At 63.4% G+C, this 14,748-nt stretch carries 14 protein-coding genes; 5 read left to right on the top strand and 9 right to left on the bottom strand.

The window, feature by feature from the left end; translation table 11 throughout:
- Positions 1-50: 50 nt before the first annotated feature.
- The 5 genes from pstA to CHEID_RS01860 all read right to left on the bottom strand — a co-directional run bounded on the left by pstA (position 51) and on the right by CHEID_RS01860 (position 5,393).
- Positions 51-974, bottom strand: coding sequence for a phosphate ABC transporter permease PstA (pstA, locus tag CHEID_RS01880; protein ID WP_112769998.1), 924 nt, complete (start codon positions 972-974; stop codon positions 51-53).
- Positions 975-986: 12 nt separating this feature from the next.
- On the bottom strand, positions 987-2,057 hold the full coding sequence (pstC, locus tag CHEID_RS01875; protein ID WP_112769997.1) for a phosphate ABC transporter permease subunit PstC: 1,071 nt from the start codon (positions 2,055-2,057) through the stop codon (positions 987-989).
- A 187-nt stretch (positions 2,058-2,244) separates the two neighbouring features.
- A complete protein-coding gene (gene pstS, locus CHEID_RS01870) occupies positions 2,245-3,348 on the bottom strand; it encodes a phosphate ABC transporter substrate-binding protein PstS (RefSeq protein ID WP_112769996.1) in 1,104 nt (367 codons plus the stop codon).
- Positions 3,349-3,671: 323 nt separating this feature from the next.
- Positions 3,672-4,706: a mycothiol synthase gene (gene mshD / locus CHEID_RS01865; RefSeq protein ID WP_112769995.1), complete on the bottom strand. Its 1,035-nt coding sequence runs from the start codon at positions 4,704-4,706 to the stop codon at positions 3,672-3,674.
- A gap of 3 nt (positions 4,707-4,709) precedes the next feature.
- Positions 4,710-5,393, bottom strand: a complete 684-nt coding sequence (locus CHEID_RS01860; RefSeq protein ID WP_112769994.1) for a winged helix family transcriptional regulator — start codon at positions 5,391-5,393, stop codon at positions 4,710-4,712.
- Between the two features lie 215 nt (positions 5,394-5,608).
- Between CHEID_RS01860 and CHEID_RS01855 the strand changes: the two genes are divergently transcribed.
- Positions 5,609-6,514, top strand: coding sequence for an LmeA family phospholipid-binding protein (locus CHEID_RS01855; protein ID WP_112769993.1), 906 nt, complete (start codon positions 5,609-5,611; stop codon positions 6,512-6,514).
- Positions 6,515-6,553: 39 nt separating this feature from the next.
- Positions 6,554-7,258 carry a heme-binding beta-barrel domain-containing protein gene (locus tag CHEID_RS01850; RefSeq protein ID WP_112769992.1) on the top strand — a complete coding sequence of 235 codons (705 nt, stop codon included), beginning with the start codon at positions 6,554-6,556 and terminating at the stop codon, positions 7,256-7,258.
- Here the strand turns inward: CHEID_RS01850 and CHEID_RS01845 are convergent.
- A complete protein-coding gene (locus tag CHEID_RS01845; RefSeq protein ID WP_273661212.1) occupies positions 7,255-8,130 on the bottom strand; it encodes an aminodeoxychorismate lyase in 876 nt (291 codons plus the stop codon). The genes CHEID_RS01850 and CHEID_RS01845 overlap by 4 nt on opposite strands.
- Before the next feature lie 96 nt (positions 8,131-8,226).
- On the opposite strand from CHEID_RS01845, the gene ygfZ reads away from it, so the two are divergent.
- Entirely contained in the window at positions 8,227-9,564 is a 1,338-nt protein-coding gene (gene ygfZ / locus CHEID_RS01840) for a CAF17-like 4Fe-4S cluster assembly/insertion protein YgfZ (protein ID WP_273661211.1), read from the top strand.
- 144 nt (positions 9,565-9,708) lie between these two features.
- Positions 9,709-9,885, top strand: coding sequence for a DUF3073 domain-containing protein (locus tag CHEID_RS01835; protein ID WP_112769617.1), 177 nt, complete (start codon positions 9,709-9,711; stop codon positions 9,883-9,885).
- A 188-nt stretch (positions 9,886-10,073) separates the two neighbouring features.
- Here the strand turns inward: CHEID_RS01835 and purM are convergent, their stop codons facing one another.
- The 3 genes from purM to CHEID_RS01820 form a co-directional block, all read right to left on the bottom strand.
- The gene (gene purM, locus CHEID_RS01830) at positions 10,074-11,195 is read right to left on the bottom strand and encodes a phosphoribosylformylglycinamidine cyclo-ligase (RefSeq protein WP_112769616.1); all 1,122 of its coding nucleotides are present in this window, start codon (positions 11,193-11,195) and stop codon (positions 10,074-10,076) included.
- Positions 11,188-12,702, bottom strand: coding sequence for an amidophosphoribosyltransferase (purF, locus tag CHEID_RS01825; protein WP_420536391.1), 1,515 nt, complete (start codon positions 12,700-12,702; stop codon positions 11,188-11,190). The genes purM and purF overlap by 8 nt, the downstream gene beginning before the upstream one ends.
- 239 nt (positions 12,703-12,941) lie before the next feature.
- Positions 12,942-13,415: a sterol carrier family protein gene (locus CHEID_RS01820; protein WP_181645921.1), complete on the bottom strand. Its 474-nt coding sequence runs from the start codon at positions 13,413-13,415 to the stop codon at positions 12,942-12,944.
- Between the two features lie 86 nt (positions 13,416-13,501).
- Here CHEID_RS01820 and CHEID_RS01815 point away from each other — a divergent pair, with 86 nt between their 5' ends.
- Entirely contained in the window at positions 13,502-14,530 is a 1,029-nt protein-coding gene (locus CHEID_RS01815) for an acyl-CoA thioesterase (protein WP_112769614.1), read from the top strand.
- The last annotated feature ends 218 nt before the right edge of the window (positions 14,531-14,748 follow it).

Below are 14,748 nucleotides of genomic sequence, written 5' to 3'. Positions count from 1 at the left end.
CCCGGGTTGTCTTTGAGTCCCGGGACGATTGGTGACGAGGGATTTGAGGATTAAGAGACCTTGACTGAAAAGCGCTTGGCGATCAGTCGAGCGCCGATGGTGAGCAACGCGACCAAGAGCACCAGTGTCAGGGCGGCACCCCACACGCGGTCGAGCACGGCGCCCTGGCTACCTGCTCGGAACATCTGCAACATGAACAGGGGCAGGGAGTTCTGGTTGCCCTCTAGCGGGTTCCAGTTGATCGCGGGAGTGGACCCCACGAGGATCAGGACCGGGGCAGATTCGCCCATGACACGTGCCACGGCCAGCATGATTCCCGTCACGATGCCGGAAAGAGCGGTGGGAAGAACGATCTTCAGAATGGTCTTCCACTTCGGAACGCCCAGCGCATAGGAGGCCTCGCGCAAATCCATGGGCACGATGCGAAGCATCTCTTCCGTATTTCGAACGATGACCGGAACCATCAGGAGAACGAGAGCGAGGGAGACAGCAAAGCCGGAGCGGTCGAAGCCAAGGGTGGTTACCCACAATGCATAGATGAACAGCGCCGCGACGATCGAGGGCACACCAGTGAGGATGTCCACCATGAAGGTGGTCATTCGGCCGAGCCACCCGCCGCGGGAGTATTCGACAAGATACACGGCGGTAAACACACCGATGGGAATGGAGAGCAGTGAGGTCACAAGAACCTGGACGAGGGTACCGACGATAGCGTGCGCAATACCCCCGCCGGGCTTGCTATTCGGCTGGCCGACCATGTCGTAAGCCCACCAATCTGGGGACAGGAGCGCTGGCAGGCCTTTGATGAGAACGTTAGCGAGGACCCAAATGAGCGGGGTGAGCGCGAGGATCATTGCCAGGTACACGATGCCGGTAGCGATCTTGTCCTTGGCCTTACGAGAACCGGAGATGTGGGTGAAGCTAGTTCCGCCGGTGTGGTCGGTGTTGGGTTTTGCTGCTACAGCGTGTGACATTTTCTTCTACCCCTAGGACTTTCTGGCCACAACGGCACGGGCGGCGGCATTTACCAAGAACGTGAGGATGAACAGGATCAACCCCGCGGCGATGTAAGCACCGGCACGGAGGTTGTCGTTAAACTCCGGAGCAGCGAGAGCGATCTGGGTGGCAAAGGTTGTACCACCGTCAAACAGCGACGCCCGGAATCCCGGTGCGGAGGCGATGACCATGTACAAGGCCATGGTTTCGCCCAGCGCTCGTCCTAGTCCCAGCATGGAACCGGAGATGAAACCCGAAAGACCAAAAGGCAGCACTGTCATACGGACGACTTCCCAACGGGTAGCACCGAGGGCCAGCGCGGCTTCCACTTGCCCTTTGGGCGTTTGGACAAAGACCTCACGGGTGGTGGCGGCGATGACCGGCAGAATCATGATGGCAAGTACGATGCCACCGGTGAACAAGTTGCGGCTACTGCCGAAGTCCGGGGATGCCTGATTCGTACTGAACAGGAAGAATCCGCCCGCCCAGCTATTGATCCACTCGAAGAAGGGGCCGAGGAAGGGGCCAAGAACGTAGATGCCCCAAATACCAAACACGATCGATGGCACTGCTGCCAGCAGATCCACCATGAAGCCGAGGGGCTTGACGAGCCGTTTCGGGCAGTAGTTGGAGAGGAAGATCGCCACGCCCAGGGCAACTGGCATCGCAATGATCAGGGCGACGATAGAGACAGTGATCGTGGTGAAGAAAAGATTTGGGATGCCGAACTGCATCCACCCGCCGTCATTTGCGATGTAGTTCGTGTTCCAGGCATCTCCGTAGGTAAAAAAGCTACCGAGGCCGTTTCGCAAGCGGTTCAGTGCCGGGACGGCGCGGAGGATGAGGAACAGGCCAATGAGGGCAATTATGACGGTGATAAGGGCTGCGGAGCCGGTGGAGAGCCATTCGAAAATGCGGTCACCTGGACGTTTGACGCCCGAATCTCCCGCTCGTTGACTGTGCCCGACGTCCGCAGAGTTGACGTCTTGCGCTTCCAGCGGGGTAGCTGCAGCCGTCAGCTGCGCTTCCCGCTCGACATCGGCTTGATTGGCGTTTGCCATGGTGGTTCCTTAACTACGGTTGCAATGCAACACGGTGAATAACGCAATGAGAGTCTGTGGGTGCCGAGCCGCCATTGCGCACCGAAACCCCCGTTCGCGTTGAATTACGATCGGGGGCTACAGAATCAGGCCCTAGCGACATCGGTGCGGGCCCGCGGCTTCATACCCGTTGGTCTAACGGTGTGCGTTACTGAAGTGCCTCGATGGCCTTCTCCAGCTTGTCCTTGAATTCGCCCTTGACCGGGATGTAGCCGGCCTCTTCGAGCTTGTCGTTCTGATTGTCCAGGATGGTGAACATCATGTTCTTCACCAGCTTGCCCTTGTCACCGTCGTACCCCTTCGAGCAGACGATTTCGTAGGTCGTCAGGGCCAGCGGGTAGGAGTCCTTCTCCTTGATGCCGTAGAGCGCCTTAGAGTCTACGACCAGGTTGTTGCCGTCGCCCTTGAACTGGGCTTTGGCCAGAGCGTTGTTGACAGTGTCCTTGTTGAGCTCGGTCGGGCCGGCACCAAAGTCGATCTTGGCCATCTTCAGCTCGGGCTTCTGCTTGGCGAAGCCGGACTCAACGTAAGTAATGGCACCGTCAGCGGAGGCGGCCTCATCGGCAACGCCAGTGGAGCCGTTAGCGCCGGCACCTACGGCCGTCGGGAAGGCCTTACCCTCGGAGTCCCACACCTCGGGAGCAGACGCCTTGAGGTACTTCTGGAAGTTATCGGAAGTGCCGGACTCATCAGAGCGGTACACGACCTTGATTTCCTTGTCGGGCAGCTGAGCACCGGAGTTCTCAGCGGCAATCGCCGGATCATTCCACTTCTTGATCTCGCCCTTGAAGATCTTGGCGATTGTGGCGGAGGACAGGTTCAAGCTGTCTACACCGTTGAGGTGGTAGGCCACAGCGACCGGGCCGATAACCATCGGGAGGTGCCATGCCTCATTGCCCTGGCAACGCTTGGCGGCCTTCTCCACCTGATCCTCCTTTAATGGAGAGTCCGAGCCAGCGAAGTCAACCTGGCCAGCCACAAACTGGGTTTGGCCAGCGCCGGACCCGGTGGCATTGTAGGCCAACGTAGCACCGGTCTGAGAGAACGCGGGACCAAAGACGTTCTCCATCGCGTTCTGCTGGGAACTTGCGCCCTCGCCGGTCAGTTCGCCGCTGGCCTGCTCGAGCTGACGATCGCTTCCGCCCTCGTTGGAGGAGCTCGAGTCATTAGAGTTCGAGCAGCCGGTCAGGGCAATGGAACCGGCCAGCAAAGTAGCGACGGCTGCGCCGGAGCGCTTGAGGGTGATCTTCACGGATTTTTCCTCCGAATAGTCATACGAACGTGGATCGTGTGACACTCACGTTTTCCGGAAGCGACAGCCCTTTGGATCTGCGCCCCATCCTCACATGGGCCGCACGAAGCTTGGCGCTGCCAGGGAACGTTTATGCAACGCTTAAAAACCTAGGGTTCCTTGATGGACAGCACGCCTCACCAGAGTGAACAGTAGATGAACGTTAAAATGGTCGGCTATGAACCCGCCCTGGTCTGCAGCGTTGTGCGCGCCAGTCAGGGCCGCAAACCCACTCCCCGCACCTAAACCACCGGAAAAGGGGCCGCCTCTGCCCATTTCCGGTCCTAGAGGTAGCCTCGATACACCACATCCGTGTGCGTAATTTGAAAACCCAATTTCTCGTAAGTGGCTATCGCCGGGGCATTCGCCCCTTCGACGTACAGGTTAATCTGCTCTACACCGCACTCCAGCAACCAGCCCATCCCAAGCAGTGTGATGGGCCCGCCGAGACCTTGCCCACGGGCTGCGTCGGCGAGGCAGACCACGTAAACCTCACCCTCTTTGAGGCCCGCCTCGCCCTCATGGCCGCCCTGCCCCGCCTTGTCCTCTCCTCCCTCTTGGCCCTCCTGAGCACCTTCCGGGATCTTGGTCCAGTGGAACCCCAGACACTGCGGCTCCTCCCCTTTCCACAGCGAGATCACGCCGTTGGGGTCAAACCACCGAGCTGCCCGGGCTTGCTCCAACCTGGGCAGATCCCATCCCCCCTGCTCGGGATGCCAAGCAAAGGCCTCGTTGTTCACCCGCAGCCATTCGCGGTCAACCGTCTCTTCCCCAAACTCCGCGGCAGCTTCCGGATAAGTCATTACCCGGTAGCCGGCTTGCGCAACGAATTTCTCAGCTTGCGTCACCCGTTCCCGCAACTGCTCTCGGGTCCCCGACCCAGCGGTCACCTCTAAGGACATCTTCAACAACTCACGAGTTTTCCGGGCCTCCATCGCTCCGACAAACTTCCGCGCTGCCGGCAGATCTCCATGTGCCCAAACGTCAATCGGGCAGTGATCTCCGTCCAATTGTCGGAGTCGATCGATCAGTGCCGATCCCACTCCTTCGTGGCGATGCTCGGGAAGTACCGCCAGTTCCACCACCGAATCCCGGTCCACCGCCAGTACCCCCCACACCTCCTGAGGATGGTTCGCATCAACGGCCACTAGATGCCGGTGACCAAGGTCCTCCTGAATGCCGCGCAGGAATGCCTCGCTGAGCGGAGCAACCCCGTCAGCTTCCTCGGCGGCGCCCACCACCCTGAGTACTGCCCCGCATAATTCCTGTTTGCTATGCAATTCGTCAATGACGTTGATGGTGCTTTCCGCAGGTTGCATGGTCTATTCCATTTCTTCGGGATCTACGGCCTTATAACCCACGTTACGAACGGTCGCGATGACCTTTTCATACTCCCGACCGAGCTTCGCGCGCAGCCGCCTGACGTGAACGTCCACCGTACGCGCTCCCCCAAAATAGTCATAGCCCCAAACGTCCTGGAGTAACTGTTCCCGGCTGTAGACCCGCCCGGGGTTACGAACGAGGAAGTGCAGGAGCTCGAACTCCTTGTAGGTAAGGTCCAGCGGCTTTCCGTCGACGCGAGCCACGTACGTCGTCTCGTCGATATTTAGCCCGCCAATGCTCGCGACATGGCTATCCTCCGGGTTATTTCCCGTCGGCAGTTGCCGGTGCAGAAGAAGCCGCAGCCGCGCGTCCACTTCCACCGGGCTGGCGGCCGGCAGCAGGAAATCGTTGACTACCCAGGAGCCATCGAGCGCAATCACGCTGGACTCTGCTATTGCCACGGCGATGGGTAGCTCGGGGTATGCCGCCGCAACCCCACGGCACAGGTCTCGCGCGGCCAGCAGGTTTGTCCCAGTTACATCTACTAGGGCTACGTCGGCACCGTGAATGTCCCGAACAGAGCTGGAGCGCAGTGGGTGCAGCGCGATCTTGTGGGGCAGCAGAGCTAAGGATGGCAGTACACCCGATACGTCCGAGGCATCGCTGAGGACTGCGATGATCATGGGGGAGCCTCCTCTACCCGCTGTAGGCCAGAGCCGTCGGGGGTATCTTAACAGCCAAGCAATCCCGTTCGGCCCAGCGCACTGCCTCAAACTAGTCCAAGCTGTCTACCGCGGCGGGGAAGCAGGAGGCCCTAGCGAACCGACCCGCCGCACCACCCCGCCCGTCGAACGGCGAAAGCACTCATGCCGTAGGCAGTGCGGTACAACTGATAGCGATGAGCACTCGTGTCGACGACGCGCCCGATGGGCAGCGAGAGGCCCCCACCCATATCCGGGCCTCCCGCCGTTTCCGGCAACGCCGCCGGTGGGCGTGGTGGAAGAAATCGATAGTCGCCGTCGCGACCCTGGTTGTCGTCCTGGGAATTGTAGACGCCCTCATCGCCGCGCGGGCCGAACACAATGTTTCGGAGCAGATCTATCGCAATTCCAACCTGCCCAATCCGCCGAAGGTGATGATGGCGGGCTTTCCTTACCTCGCCTCCGCCTTTACCCACGAACTGCAGGCGATCACCGTCACCTCTAGGGACGTCAACGTGCCCGGTTACGGGCTGCTCAGCGTGCAATCCTCCGCGCAGTACGTCACCGTGCCCAGCTCGGCAGTTCTCAGCGGGGAATTCACCGACGCGCCGGCGCGAAAGGTGTTCACCCGCCTCCAACTGGACGGCGTCTCCCTGGGTGCCAAGATGGGTGTTAACGACCTGCTCATCCAGAATAAGGACGACATCTCCCCCCGAGGGGGCTGGGAGACGGAAGCCCTGTTCGAAGGAACCCCCCGCGGATACGCGAAACCGGCCACCGTGGAGATGACCCTCCGACTGAAGCAGGGGGACGTGTACTTCTCCGCAGTCAACGTTATCTCCGCCCCCGCCTCTCCAGCCGCTGATGCGCCTATTGTCCGCGCCGACCAGATGGACGCCGCCGCCCGCAAACGGATCTTGGATAGCTTCAGCCTGGTACTCCGGGCCAAGGACCTTCCCTTTCACGGAGGTCACCCCATGCGGGCTTACGTGTCCGGCGGCTCCGCCTATGTCGAATCGGAGCGGTATTACACAAAGGTCAGCATGTTGGACCTGGCCCCACCCACACGCCCCCTTTCCCAGGAGGAACGGCCGGGGCTCTAGCGTCACGTCCCCATCCGCGCATCGTTTAGGGTTGATGTCATGAATTCCGAGCTCCCCGACCCCCACCCAGCCGACGCGGAACCGGCCACGCCGACATCGGCCAACCCCGGTTCGGCTGAGACTGCAGCCACCCCGCTGAGTGGCAACGACACAGTCAACCTTGCCGCCGAGCAATCGAAGAGCACCGCCGGGAAAAACCTGCCCGGGTTCGGGGATCTACCCATCCCAGAAGACACCGCAAATCTGCGGCACGGCCCCAACCTGCACGATGGATTGCTCGCGCTACTGCCCCTCATCGGGGTATGGCGCGGACAGGGGCAGGCCCACAATCCCGGCGAACCAGAGTTCACCTTCGGCCAGCAGTTAACGTTCGCGCACGACGGGGAAAACCGCATCGCTTATGAATCCCGCACCTGGCGCATGGACGATGACGGGCAACCCGCCGGCCCGGATCGTCGGGAGGCCGGATGGTGGCGGATCTCCGAGACGGACGAGATCGAACTGCTTATCGCGCACTCCGACGGCATCGTGGAGATCATGTATGGCAAGCCCATGACGGAACGCGCCTGGCAACTGGAGAGCGCATCCACCATGGTGACCGCCACGGGCCCCGCAGACCTCGGCCCCGGAAAGCGCCTCTATGGGCTGATGCCCAACAACAACCTCGGATGGGTGGACGAGCGGCTCATCCACGGCGAACTGGTGCCGTGGATGTCCGCCGAGCTCTACCGGCACATGGGTTAGCCGGTCACGGCCTCCGTCGCCATCTGCTCCACCTCCGCCGCGCAGTCCGGCCGCGGCAGGTCCCACCCATCCAGTTGGGTGACCCGAGCCTGGATACGCACGCTGGACACGAGCCACACGCCATCGGCGCTCAGAAGATCCGGCACCGTCATGGCCTTCTGCTGCGTACTCCAACCCCGCTGCTCGGCCAGCGCAAACAGAGAAGCCTGGCTAGTCCCGGGCAGGATCCCCGCATCGACCGGCGGTGTATACAGGGTCCCGCCTGCGGCCACGATGACGCTGGATGTGGGCCCTTCCAGGACGTTGCCCTCGTCCGAGAGGAAGATGACGTCATCCAGGCCCCTCTCCTTCGCCGCGCGTAGGGCCGCCATGTTCGCCGCATAGGACAGCGTTTTCGCCCCGATGAGCGCCCACGGCGAGCGCTGGGAAAGGTCCAGGCGGAAACCGCGTTCAGCGGTCATGACCTTCACGCCGGTAGTGCGGGCGGACATGATCTCGTCGCCTACCGGTGCCACAGTCAGCCACCCGGTGGGCAAACCAGTGGATTCCCGCCCGCGGGAATAGACCCAGCGCAGCGCAGCCTCGCCACCCCCGAAGGTCCGGGCGGCCAGGTCCGTGGCCGCCTGCCAACGCTCCAGATCGGGCTCGGGAAGGTTGAGCATCGCCGCGCTGTTACGAAAGCGGGTGAGGTGACGGTGCACATTGCGAACTTCCCCCTGCCGCAGCATGAGGGTCTCGAAGATCCCGTCACCCCGCACGGCAGCGAGGTCGTCGGCGTACAGCAGCGGAGCATTCGGGTCGTGAACGCGCGGCTCCGCACCGCCCAGCACGTCAATGACCAACCGCTGTGAACCATCCTGGGGAAGCACCATGGGACCCCAGCATAGCCATGCCACCTGCACAAGAAGGTGCCACCGACACCGCCACCGGGCTCGCGTTAGAGTGGTGCGAGAAATGAGGTACCCCCGATGACTAACCCCGTCCCCGCCTTCCCCCCAGCCGATTCACCCTCACCGCTGCTGGCGCACGTTCCCGGGGCCAGCGCGCTCGACGGGACCGTTGCCGCCGAAGCGTCTGGTGATGCCGAGGCCCTCCAGCGCCCCACGGCTTGGCACTACGGGGATCCCTTGGGAGAGCAGGCCAAATGGGAAAACGGCCGCATTGGGCTGGTGGATCAGTGGGACCGCCGAGCCCTGGAGGTGGCTGGGCCGGAGGCGAGTGCTTGGTTGAACAACCTCATCTCCCAGAAGGTGGATGCCATTGGGCAGGGCGAGTACACCGAGGCTCTCATCCTGGACGGGCAAGGTCACGTGGAGCACTACTTGCGCGTCCTGGCGGTCGATGGGCCCGAGGGCCTGCGGTTGATTTTGGATACCCCCGCCACCCGCGCCGAGGAGCTGACGGACCACCTGCGCCGCATGATCTTCTGGGCCCAGGTGGAGGTCAACCCCCTCAAGGCCGCGCCGCTGAGCGCCGTGTTCCCCGCCGGCTGCCTCGGCACGGCGCCAGGACCGCGAGCCGGGGGGCGGGCAAGCCTTCGAGAGGTTCTCTCGGAGGCGAAGTTGGCCGAGTTGCCTCCGGTGGCCCGCGCGTGGTCCGCAGAGGCGTTAGACGTGGCGGTCGATTTCTGGGCGCTGCGGTTCCTCGGCGCGGTGCCCGTCTTGGATCTGTGGTCACCGCGAGAGCAGTTCGCGGCCACGTGGGATGCTCTCACTCGGCCGGGCAGCGACACGCGCGGGGCCCTGCCCCTGGGCGCGATGGCCTACCAGGCGCTGCGGATTGGCGGCCGCGAACCGCAGATCGATACGGACCTGGATGCGCGCACCATTCCCCACGAGGTGCCGCTGTTCCTCGGCTCAGGGGCCCTTTCCGGAGCTACCCAGAAGGCCGTGGCGGAGGAGGGACCCGCCCCCGCTGCGGCGGTGCACCTCAACAAAGGGTGCTACCGCGGCCAGGAGACGGTCTCCCGCGTTCATAACCTGGGCCGTTCCCCGCGCGTATTGGTGCAGTTGCAGGTGGATGGTTCCCAGGAGCGGCTGCCGTCCGTCGGGGCGGAGGTCCGCGCCGCCAATCGGGTGGTCGGTCGTATTGGTTCTGTTGTTTACGACGCCACCTACGGCCCGATTGCTTTGGCCCTCGTGAAGCGGGCAGTGATCGACCGCCTGGCCACGGATCCTGGGGCAGTGCCACCCTTGGTCGCGGACGGCATCGATGTGGCAGTGGATAGTACGGACATCCACCGAGACACCGCCGCGCAGCCCGGACGGCGGGCCGTTGCGAAACTTCGCGGCATTTCCCCTCGTTAGCAGCTTTTCTTCGCATGTTTTCGCCGCCCGTTTCGGAATTCCGCGCGGCTACCCGCTATGGTGTAGGGCAGGAATTAGACACATATGTACATCTTTGGCGGCCGAACTCCCGAGTCGCCACACCAACTCCAAGGGGGTCAGGCCATGGGTCGCGGCCGTGCCAAGGCAAAGCAAGCCAAGGTTGCTCGCCAGTTGAAGTACAACACTCCAGAAATGGACCTGGAGCGTTTGCAGCGCGAGCTGTCCAATTCTGAGGATGGCGAGAGCAACTCTTCTTATGCCGACGAGGATGGGTGGGACGACTGGAGCGACAAGCGTTAGCTACGCTTGGCGCGCCCGAGCCGATCACTAATCCCCGCGTTACAAGCCCGCCGCGATGATGGAAATCATCCGCGAGCGGGCTTGTGGCGTTAGAACCGGCACTTGCCTTGCGGGGAGGGTGCCCCGCCCCATACCGGTGAAGGGCCTCTCCGCAGCGTGCCCGGTCGGGCACCGGCTGGAAGCGCCGACTAGGCCCTGGGGTGCTCCCCGGTGAGAATCGCACCCGGCTCTGAGCTTCCGGCGGTTCGAACCTGACCCAGCCGCCACGCGGAGACGTGCCGCGCAGTAAGCATGGCCATCGCACGCTCGGCGTCGTCCTCGGCGACGACCGCGACCATGCCCACCCCCATGTTGAAGGTCTTCTCCATCTCCTCCTGGGCCACCTGACCTGTGCGGGCGATAAGCCGGAAGATGGGGCCCGGGGTCCATGTACCCCGATTGAGCTCGGCGACGAGGCCCTCCGGGATCACCCGGGCCAGGTTGTTGGCCAGGCCGCCCCCGGTGATGTGCGCGTACGTGTGGACGGCACACTCGTTAGCGAGATCCAGGCAGTGTTTGGCGTAGATGCGGGTCGGCTCAAGTAGTTCTTCCCCGAGGGTGCGGCCGAAATCCTGCACGGGTTCGTCCAGGGGCATGCCCGCTTGTTCCAGCAGCACGTGGCGGGCCAGAGAATAGCCGTTGGAGTGCAGTCCGGAACTGGCCATCGCGATGACCACATCCCCCGGCCGCACCCGATCGGGACCCATGACCTTGGCTTCCTCCACCACTCCCACGGCGGTGGCGGAGACATCGTACTCCCCGGGTTTCATCGCGCCAGGGTGCTCCGCCGTCTCCCCGCCGAGCAGCGCGCACCCCGCCTCGCGGCATCCGTCGGCGATACCGCTGACGATCGCCGCGACGTGCTCGGGCACCACCTTGCCAATGGCGATATAGTCCTGCAGGAACAGCGGTTCAGCCCCGCAGACCACCAGGTCGTCCACGCACATGGCGACTAGATCCCGGCCGATAGTGTCGTGCTTATCCATGGCCTGGGCCACCGCGAGCTTGGTCCCTACCCCGTCCGAGGAGGCAGCCAGCAGCGGTTTTTCGTATTCACCAAGCGCGAAAAGCCCGGCGAACCCGCCCAATCCACCGCGGACCTCCGGGCGGGTGGCGGCCTTGGCAAGCGGGGCAAACAGCTCTACCGCCCGGTCCCCCGCTTCGATGTCCACCCCGGCGGCTGCATAGGAGGCACCGCCGGAGGTTCCGGGGCGGCCCGCGTCCGCTGCCGGGCCGGTGGGCTCAGAAGTGTGGCTGTCGTGTTCAGTCATTGAGAGTTCTCCGGTCTCGTTCGGGCTCGGCGCTAACGGTTTCTTGCTCCCCAGCGGGAAGGACGTGCACCGGCACATCGTGCCCGCCCTTTGTCGGCTCCTTGTTCGGATCTTCCTCCACCAACCTCATCCGCACCACCTCCGCGTCGGCGTCGTCGTCCGGGACACCCAACGGATAGATCCCGTCGAAGCAGGCGGCGCACAGGTCTTCCCGCCGCTGTCCGCTGGCGGCCACCATGCCCGCCGTGGTCACGTAGGCCAGGCTGTCGGCACCGATCTCCTCGCAAATATGCCCGACCGGGTCCTCGGGGTCCACATTGTTGGCTATGAGTTCCGAGGGCGAAGCGAAATCAATGCCGTAGAAACAGGGCCACTTCACCGGCGGCGAGGCTATTCGAACGTGAACTTCGGCCGCCCCGGCGTCCTTAAGCATCCGAACAAGGGCCCGCTGCGTGTTGCCCCGGACGATCGAATCATCGACCACAATGAGACGCTTGCCCTCAATGACCCGACGCAGAGGGTTGAGCTTGAGCCGGATGCCCAACTGGCGGATGGTCTGGCTGGGTTGAATGAATGTGCGCCCCACATAGGCATTCTTCATCAGGCCCTGGGCGAAGGGGATGCCGGATTCCTGGGCGTACCCCACGGCCGCCGGGGTACCGGATTCGGGGACGGGGATGACCAGATCGCCATCGGCGGGGGCCTCCTGGGCCAACTGCGCGCCAATTCCCACCCGCGTATCGTTCACCGACTGGCCGTTAAGCACCGAATCGGGTCGGGACAAGTACACGTATTCAAAAACGCAGCCCTTGCGAGTGGATTCGGCGAACTTCCGGCTGCGCAGCCCGTCGCCGTTAATGATCACCATCTCCCCCGGCTCAACATCCCGGACGAATTCGGCGCCGACGATATCCAAGGCGGCCGTCTCGCTGGCCACGACCCAGCCGCTGGCGAGCTTGCCCAGCGACAGCGGCCGAACCCCGTGCGGATCCCGCACTGCATACAAGCTGGTGCCATCTGTGAACGTTACGCAAAAAGCGCCGCGAACCTGCGGGAACAGCTTCATCGCGGCCTCTTCCAACGGGTGGGCCTCGGACGTGTTGTGGGCAAGCAGAGCACACATCACATCCGAGTCGGAGGGGCTAGTCTTCGGATCGACCAGGCCCAGCCGAGCGGCCTGGAGGGTCAACTGCCGATGGTTGACGAGGTTGCCGTTGTGCCCCAAGGCCACGTCCGTGCCATCCGGGGACATCCGGAACATCGGCTGGGCATTCTCCCAGCACGCTCCCCCGGCCGTGGAGTAGCGAGTATGACCCAGTGCGATATGCCCCCTGAGGGAATCGAGGGACTGCTCATCGAAGACTTGGCTGACCAGGCCCAGATCCTTGAACACGACGATCTGGTCCCCGTTGCCCACCGCGATCCCCGCGGCCTCCTGGCCCCGGTGCTGAAGGGCGTAGAGGCCGTAGTAGGTGAGCTTGGAAACATCCTCCCCCGGCGCCCACACCCCGAAAACGCCGCATTCCTCCCGCGGTTCCTGTTCGCCGAGGTCGTCGTAGCGACCACTAGAGCGGCGGAATTCGGCGCGAGTGGAGCGGGCACCAAACCCGGCGCGCGCCCCTGGATCGCATTGGCTGTCGTTATATGCCACGTGCGCTTACTTTACCCGGCGCGCCGGGGCCCACCCAAGTGCGATTCGCCACTGCCCCGCGTGCTTCATCGGGGGCGCGCCACAGGGGCCAGCCGCTAGATCTCTAGCAGCGGGAGGTAGTGAGCGACCTCCCCGGCGCGCGTTCCGGAGAGATCTGCGGAGGAGGAGACCAGTTCCACGTCCCCCATGGCCAGGCGTAGCCAGGTGATCGGATCGCATTGCACAACGTTGGGCGGGGTTCCGCGCCGGTGCACCGGGCCGGCGACGCACTGCACCGCCGCAAAGGGGGGAACTCGAACCTCCACGCTCTGGCCGGGGGCGTCCTGGGCCAACAGCTCGATAGACAACCGCACGGCCGCCGCAACGTCCGCTCGGCTGGGCCGCGGGTGCGCCTCTGGGTCCCGGGCCCACGACGCCACCGCAGCCACGGCGGTTCGGGCGGCCAGGGCCTTTGCGCCGGGGTTAGAGGAGGCGGGGCTTGCGGCGGCGGAAGCGGGGCCGGTCTTCCGGCTGCTTGCCCGGGTATTCACGGATTTCTCGTCCGGCGTGTCGGAGTGCTTGGTATTCATCTCCCGAGCCAGCGTAGTAGGCGCCCGTCCAGTAGAGCCCCAGCTTGCTGAGCTGGACCGTACGGGCGTGTTTTACGATTGAGCCTATGGAATCAGAGACCCCGCAGTCCACCACCACTCAGCCGCATCAGCAGCCCTCCCCCGAAGTGACGCTCCGCTTCCTCGCTGCTCCCACGGATGTCCTCATGGCCGGGGCTATGGGTGTCCACGGTGGGCGCGTGTTGGAATGGATCGACAAGGCGGCCTACGCCTGCGCCGTCGCCTGGTCCCAGTCCTACTGCGTGACCGCCTATGTGGGCCATATCCACTTCACCCGGCCCATTCCCAGTGGCCACATCGTGGAAGTGCGCAGCCGCATCGCCTACACCGGACGCTCCTCCATGCACATCGTCAACGAGGTGCTTTCCGCCGACCCCCGCGAGGGTAAGTTCACCCGGGCCTGCGATTGCCTCGTCATCTTCGTGGCGATGGACGAAGACCGGAAGCCCAAGCAGATTCCCGCCTACGAGCCTAAGACGGATGAGGAAATCCGGGTACGCGACGCCGCCCTGTCCCGGGTACAGTTGCGCAAGGCGATCGAGGAAGAGATGCTGCGCCAGTCCTACACGGACGATTCGACGGCCCCGGAGCTGACCACCCGCTTCCTGGCCAAGCCGACCGACGTGAACTGGGGCGGCAATGTGCACGGTGGCACGGCCATGCAGTGGATCGACGAGGCTGCCACCGCGTGCACCATGCAGTGGTCTGGGGAACGAACCGCAGCCGTGTACGCCGGGGGCATCCGTTTCTACCGCCCCGTGCACATCGGGGACCTGGTCGAGGTCAATGCGCGGATGATTCGTACGGACGCCCGAACCATGTCCGTGATGGTCCACCTGCGCGCGGGGGATCCACGCCAGGGCCGGGAAACGTTACCAGTGGCAATCCACGCTTCCTTCGCCTACGTCTCTGTGGATCTGGACGGCAACCCCCTGGCTGCCCGAAAGTTCACCCCGGTGACCAACGAGGACAAGCGGTTGGAACAGCACGCGACCAAGCTGCGTGAGCTGCGGTCCACCTATGAACCCCAGCCGCTGGTCAAGCCCATGGCGGACACCTTCCAGCTCACGAGCTAGCTCCCCCTGACACCGAAAGCTATCGGAATTATTGTTCCGTTTAAACCCGTAGCTCGGGCCGAGTGAGGGTCTACAGCCCCTAATCGGAAGGATCTTTCCGATTGGGGTCAAAAGCAAAGTTGCAGCCGCCGGAAAATCACAGCTCGAAACTTTTCTTCCGATTCGAGCTAGGATCGATCCCTGAGGAAGCAGTGGCGGAAGACCCCATAAAGACCGGC

The organism is Corynebacterium heidelbergense (assembly GCF_028609845.1).
GTDB classification, from domain to species: Bacteria; Actinomycetota; Actinomycetes; order Mycobacteriales; family Mycobacteriaceae; genus Corynebacterium; species Corynebacterium heidelbergense.
This window is presented reverse-complemented; position numbering and strand designations above follow the sequence as displayed.

Coding starts and splice junctions, on each gene's coding strand:
- CHEID_RS01855 (WP_112769993.1), top strand. CDS start 5,609: ATGAGCACTCGTGTCGACGACGCGCCCGATGGGCAGCGAGAGGCCCCC.
- mshD (WP_112769995.1), bottom strand. CDS start 4,706: ATGCAACCTGCGGAAAGCACCATCAACGTCATTGACGAATTGCATAGC.
- CHEID_RS01835 (WP_112769617.1), top strand. CDS start 9,709: ATGGGTCGCGGCCGTGCCAAGGCAAAGCAAGCCAAGGTTGCTCGCCAG.
- ygfZ (WP_273661211.1), top strand. CDS start 8,227: ATGACTAACCCCGTCCCCGCCTTCCCCCCAGCCGATTCACCCTCACCG.
- pstA (WP_112769998.1), bottom strand. CDS start 974: ATGTCACACGCTGTAGCAGCAAAACCCAACACCGACCACACCGGCGGA.
- CHEID_RS01860 (WP_112769994.1), bottom strand. CDS start 5,393: ATGATCATCGCAGTCCTCAGCGATGCCTCGGACGTATCGGGTGTACTG.
- CHEID_RS01820 (WP_181645921.1), bottom strand. CDS start 13,415: ATGAATACCAAGCACTCCGACACGCCGGACGAGAAATCCGTGAATACC.
- CHEID_RS01850 (WP_112769992.1), top strand. CDS start 6,554: ATGAATTCCGAGCTCCCCGACCCCCACCCAGCCGACGCGGAACCGGCC.
- CHEID_RS01845 (WP_273661212.1), bottom strand. CDS start 8,130: ATGGTGCTTCCCCAGGATGGTTCACAGCGGTTGGTCATTGACGTGCTG.
- purM (WP_112769616.1), bottom strand. CDS start 11,195: ATGACTGAACACGACAGCCACACTTCTGAGCCCACCGGCCCGGCAGCG.
- CHEID_RS01815 (WP_112769614.1), top strand. CDS start 13,502: ATGGAATCAGAGACCCCGCAGTCCACCACCACTCAGCCGCATCAGCAG.
- pstC (WP_112769997.1), bottom strand. CDS start 2,057: ATGGCAAACGCCAATCAAGCCGATGTCGAGCGGGAAGCGCAGCTGACG.